Source organism: Draconibacterium sp., from assembly GCF_041583095.1.
Lineage (GTDB): Bacteria > Bacteroidota > Bacteroidia > Bacteroidales > Prolixibacteraceae > Draconibacterium.
In genome coordinates this window covers 1-4,518 of the sequence record NZ_JBFHGM010000351.1, presented here as the reverse complement: position 1 = coordinate 4,518, position 4,518 = coordinate 1, and the positions used below count along the sequence as shown (strand labels likewise).

Sequence of the window (4,518 nt, the reverse complement as noted above, 5' to 3'; positions counted from 1 at the left end):
TGTGGAAAGAAAGAAAAAAAGCAAACAAAGCAGCAGGAGGAAACAAAAGCCAAACCGGACGCTGCTGCGAATGAACAACAGGATATCTGGAATGAATTGATGCGGTCTATAGCAAAAATCGATTCGTATGACGGGGACCGAATTCTGGAATCGGGGCAGGGATTTTTTGTTGGCGAAGATCTGTTGGTTACCAAATATTCCTTGATCAATCAGGCTACCAATGTTAAGGTTCAGCCGTTTGATGAGAATAAGAAATACACCGCACATAGTTTTGTGGCTTTCGATCGTATAAACGACCTGATTATATTAAAAGTTGACAGCATAAGTCGTGAGCCCATTGAGTTGCACAAAGACACTTTACCCAATTTCGCCAAATCGTTTTATGTGGCACCTAAAACCGGGAAAACCCTGCAGCTTTTTACGGGGAAAATTATAAACCTTGCCAATATCAGGGGGACGAGGTTGTTCCGCATCACCAACAAGATTCGGACATCGCAGTTTGGAGCCCCAATTTTTGTGTCAACCGGAAAAGCAATTGGAGTGGCATATTCAGGAACCGTTAATTTCGAATTGCAGAGTTTTGCCATTCCGGCAGAATTTATTGCAGCGATGCTGCGAAAGAAAAACGATACTCCCGAGCCTTTGGAGATGTTAAAAAATACATCGAACGAAAAGATTGCTGCGGAAAATCGAAAAATAAAAGGACTTGTTCTGGAAACGGATTACGGCGATATCACCATAAAACTTTTTAACGAAACACCCGAGTACCGCGATAATTTTATCCGGCTGGCGAAAGAACATTATTTCGATAGTTTGTTGATTCACCGGGTAATTGCAGATTTTGGAATACAGAGTGGTGCCGCTGATACCCGCTATGCCGTGCCCGGTGCAAATGTGGGGTGGAAAGGCCCGGGTTACACCATTCCGGCGCATATTGTTCCCGGTTTGTATCATAAACGCGGAATGATTGGTTCGCCACGAAAACCGGATACTGAAAATGAACGACAACGTTCAGATGGATCGCAGTTTTACATCGTATCAGGGCGGAAATATTTTGATAAAGGTTTGGATGAGTTGGAAGAAATCAATAATTACAAGTTCTCGGCCGAGCAGCGACAGGTCTACAAAACCATAGGCGGCGCACCTCACCTCGATGGCAGTTACACCATTTTTGGGCAGGTAACTTCAGGAATGGATGTGGTGGATAAAATCGTTCAGGTAGAAACCGACCGACGTTGGCGGCCGATTGAAGATATCCGGATAAAACGGGTTCGCATCTTAAAATAGCTCCGTCATTTCCATCCCATTTTGTAACCAGAAAGTATTTAATCCGGCTTTTTGCGCGGCATCGATGTTCTTTTCCAGATCGTCGATAAACAACGTTTCTTCAGGATCAACACCCGATAGTGCAATTACTTTTTCGTACGAACTGATTTCCGGTTTGCGGTCGTGAATCTCGTGCGAATAATAAACCGCTTTAAACAGCGACGGGAAATCAAAGCCATGTTGCGCCTTAAATTCAAAAAGTAATTGGTCGATATGAATTTGATTGGTGTTGCTAAACAAATAAAGGCTGTAGTTTTTGCTGAGCTCCTGTACCTTTTTTACACGATGCGCCGGAATGTCAAGAACCATCGCAGACCAGGCTTCGTTAATTTGGGTGTCGGTAATTTGTTCGTTTTGAAGCAGTTTTCGTACGCCGCTTCTAAAATCCGCGGGAGTTATTTTTCCAACTTCAAGGTTGTAGAAAATCGGGTCGGCGTACGCGTTTTTGTGGTCGAGAATTGCTCCATCGCTGCCAAGCTTTTGAATGGCTTTTATCGAAGCATCAAAATCAAGGTTTAACAACACGCGTCCCAAATCAAAAATGATATTTTTTATGTTCGTAAGGTCTGCCTTCATTTCTCTAAATTTATTTCACGAAAGTAAGCATTTAGGGAAAATCTTTTTTAACTTCATATTAAACTTTAGAAACTACAGGAAGTTTATCAGTAATGCAAATTCAGGGAAAACATTATCATACTATTTGGGTTGACGCCGATGACCCAACAATTATTCAGGTGATCGATCAGCGAAAATTGCCGTTTGTCTTCGAAACTTTTGCCATGCGTTCAGCCCACGATGCTTTTTTTGCCATTAAAGAAATGGTGGTTCGTGGTGCGCCGTTAATCGGAGTTACCGCCGCTTATGGCATGTACCTGGCAGTTCTTCAACTAAAAAATAAAACTTGGGAAGAAGACTTAATACGGGTAGCTGAGTATTTAAAATCATCGCGACCAACGGCGGTAAATCTGGCGTTTGCGGTTGATGAAATGCTGGCCTTTATTCTGGCGAATAAAGATGAATCCGAATTGATTGAAAAGGTTCTGGCAAAAGCCGGCGAATTAAAACAGCAGGAAATAGAATTTGGCGATAAAATAGGGGAGTACGGGCTGGAAATTGTAAAGGAAATTTATAAAAAGAAGGGAAGTGCGGTGAATATTCTAACCCACTGTAATGCCGGCTGGTTGGCCTGTATCGATTGGGGCACTGCAACCGCACCTATTTATAAAGCGCATTTAAAAGGAATTCCGGTGCATGTTTGGGTCGACGAAACACGCCCTCGAAACCAGGGAGCACGACTGACAGCTTACGAACTGGGCGAACAAGGAGTGCCGCACACGGTTATTCCCGACAACGCCGGTGGGCATTTAATGCAACACGGCATGGTAGATATGGTAATTGTTGGCAGCGACCGAACAACTGTTACCGGCGATGTGGCCAATAAAATCGGAACGTATTTGAAAGCGCTGGCAGCTCACGATAATAACGTGCCTTTTTATGTGGCTTTGCCGTCGAGTACCTTCGATTGGGGTATGAATGACGGAGTGAAGGAAATTCCCATCGAGCAACGAGCGGGCGATGAGGTGGCGGAGATTGAAGGCTGGCATAATGAGCAAATAAAGTCGGTGCGTTTAATTCCTGAAAATAGTGAGGTTGCCAATTATGGTTTTGATGTAACTCCAGCGCGGCTGGTGAGTGGATTGATATCGGAACGGGGCATTTGTAAAGCTGATAAACAGAGTATTTTAAAATTGTATCCCGAGAAAATTAACAGATAAAGCTATGAAAAAAATTGCAATAATAGGAGGCTCCGGCCTGGAAGATCCTGCTATCCTGAAAGATGTAACAGAGGTAAGTGTTGAAACGCCATATGGTGCGTCTTCATCGTCGTTTAAATGCGGCAAAATTGGTGGCGTTGAAGTGGCTATTTTGTCGAGGCATGGCCGCGATCATTCGATTCCGCCTTCGGCAGTGAATAACCGGGCCAACATCTGGGCCATAAAAGAACTGGGATGTACACACATTTTGGCCACCACCGCATGCGGAAGTCTGCGTTTGGAGATTGGCCGCGGCGACATTGTGATGCTCGATCAGTTTATTGATTTTACCCGGTTCCGGAAAAACAGCTTTGTGGAAGAATTTGAAGATGGAAAACTTAACCACCCGGCAATGGCAGATCCGTTTAACTGGCACCTGCGTCGTGCTTTAATTGAAAATGCCAAAGATTTGGACCTTGCATTTCATAAATCCGGAACGGTAATAACTATTGAGGGACCGCGCTTTTCAACACGTGCCGAATCGAATATGTTTCGTATGTGGGGTGCCGATGTTATAAATATGTCGACAGCACCCGAGTGTGCACTGGCTAATGAGCTGGAAATACCGTATGCGGCAGTGGCTCTTAGTACCGACTACGATTGTTGGAATGTGGATGAAGCGCCTGTTACGTGGGAAGAGGTGTTGAAAGTATTTAATGAGAATGTTAGGCACGTAATTGCGCTGTTGCAAAACACGATCGCATCGCTGCAAAAATAGTATGTATTGAATGGTTTTGCTGCATTTTTGGCACAGCATTTGTAAAACCTGATACAACTGCCTCAATGCCATGAAACGCAGTTTTTATAACCGTTCAGTTAATACTAAATATTTCAGCCAACTTTGATTGTTTGGCTATTCAGTTTCCGGCGGCACTCTTGCGAGCGCCGCTTTTTTATTATAAAAATCTGATCTCATAAATGTGAGTTAAAATTTGATCTTGGTGGAGGCAAGATTGATAATATCTCATTTGAAGACTATTGCCTTTTCCTGCCGGAGGCTATCATTTTTGTTTTGACACAAAAACGATACAAAAAAGTCAAGGCTGCTTTTGATCTTTACCCTCCATTTTCATAAAACCTAAATTCGGACGGGTGATCTCCTCGATTCCTCGGAGCTTCCCGCTCTTACTAAGGTTTCATGTCAACTCCGGGCAACGACCAAAAGAGGCCTTCCACTGATGCAACGTTAGCAACATCGGAGCCTGGCCTCGGCCGGTGAACCGGAAAACAAGCGTTGACGGCGTAAAAAATTACTGATGTTTGAGGAGGTACGACGAGTTTCAGGAATTTTAGCTGGCATCGCGTAGCTTTTCCGAGGGAAGCGGGCGCAGCCTTGGGTTTTCTGTCTACTCTTTGGGCTAAACCAAAGAGTAGAATC

At 44.0% G+C, this 4,518-nt stretch carries 4 protein-coding genes; 3 read left to right on the top strand and 1 reads right to left on the bottom strand.

Annotated features, from left to right (window positions below):
- Positions 1 to 1,287 (top strand): peptidylprolyl isomerase (locus ABZB17_RS20785; RefSeq protein ID WP_372653263.1); only part of this gene is annotated, 1,287 nt, incomplete at its 5' end.
- Here ABZB17_RS20785 and ABZB17_RS20780 read toward each other — a convergent pair.
- Positions 1,279 to 1,902 carry an HAD family hydrolase gene (locus ABZB17_RS20780; RefSeq protein WP_372653260.1) on the bottom strand — a complete coding sequence of 208 codons (624 nt, stop codon included), beginning with the start codon at positions 1,900 to 1,902 and terminating at the stop codon, positions 1,279 to 1,281. The two genes, ABZB17_RS20785 and ABZB17_RS20780, sit on opposite strands and share 9 nt — an antisense overlap.
- A gap of 92 nt (positions 1,903 to 1,994) precedes the next feature.
- Between ABZB17_RS20780 and mtnA the strand changes: the two genes are divergently transcribed.
- Both mtnA and mtnP read left to right on the top strand, forming a co-directional pair.
- Positions 1,995 to 3,101 (top strand): S-methyl-5-thioribose-1-phosphate isomerase, encoded by a 1,107-nt coding sequence (mtnA, locus tag ABZB17_RS20775; protein ID WP_372653257.1) that lies wholly within the window; start codon positions 1,995 to 1,997, stop codon positions 3,099 to 3,101.
- 4 nt (positions 3,102 to 3,105) lie between these two features.
- The gene (gene mtnP / locus ABZB17_RS20770; RefSeq protein WP_372653255.1) at positions 3,106 to 3,858 is read left to right on the top strand and encodes an S-methyl-5'-thioadenosine phosphorylase; all 753 of its coding nucleotides are present in this window, start codon (positions 3,106 to 3,108) and stop codon (positions 3,856 to 3,858) included.
- Positions 3,859 to 4,518: the final 660 nt, after the last annotated feature.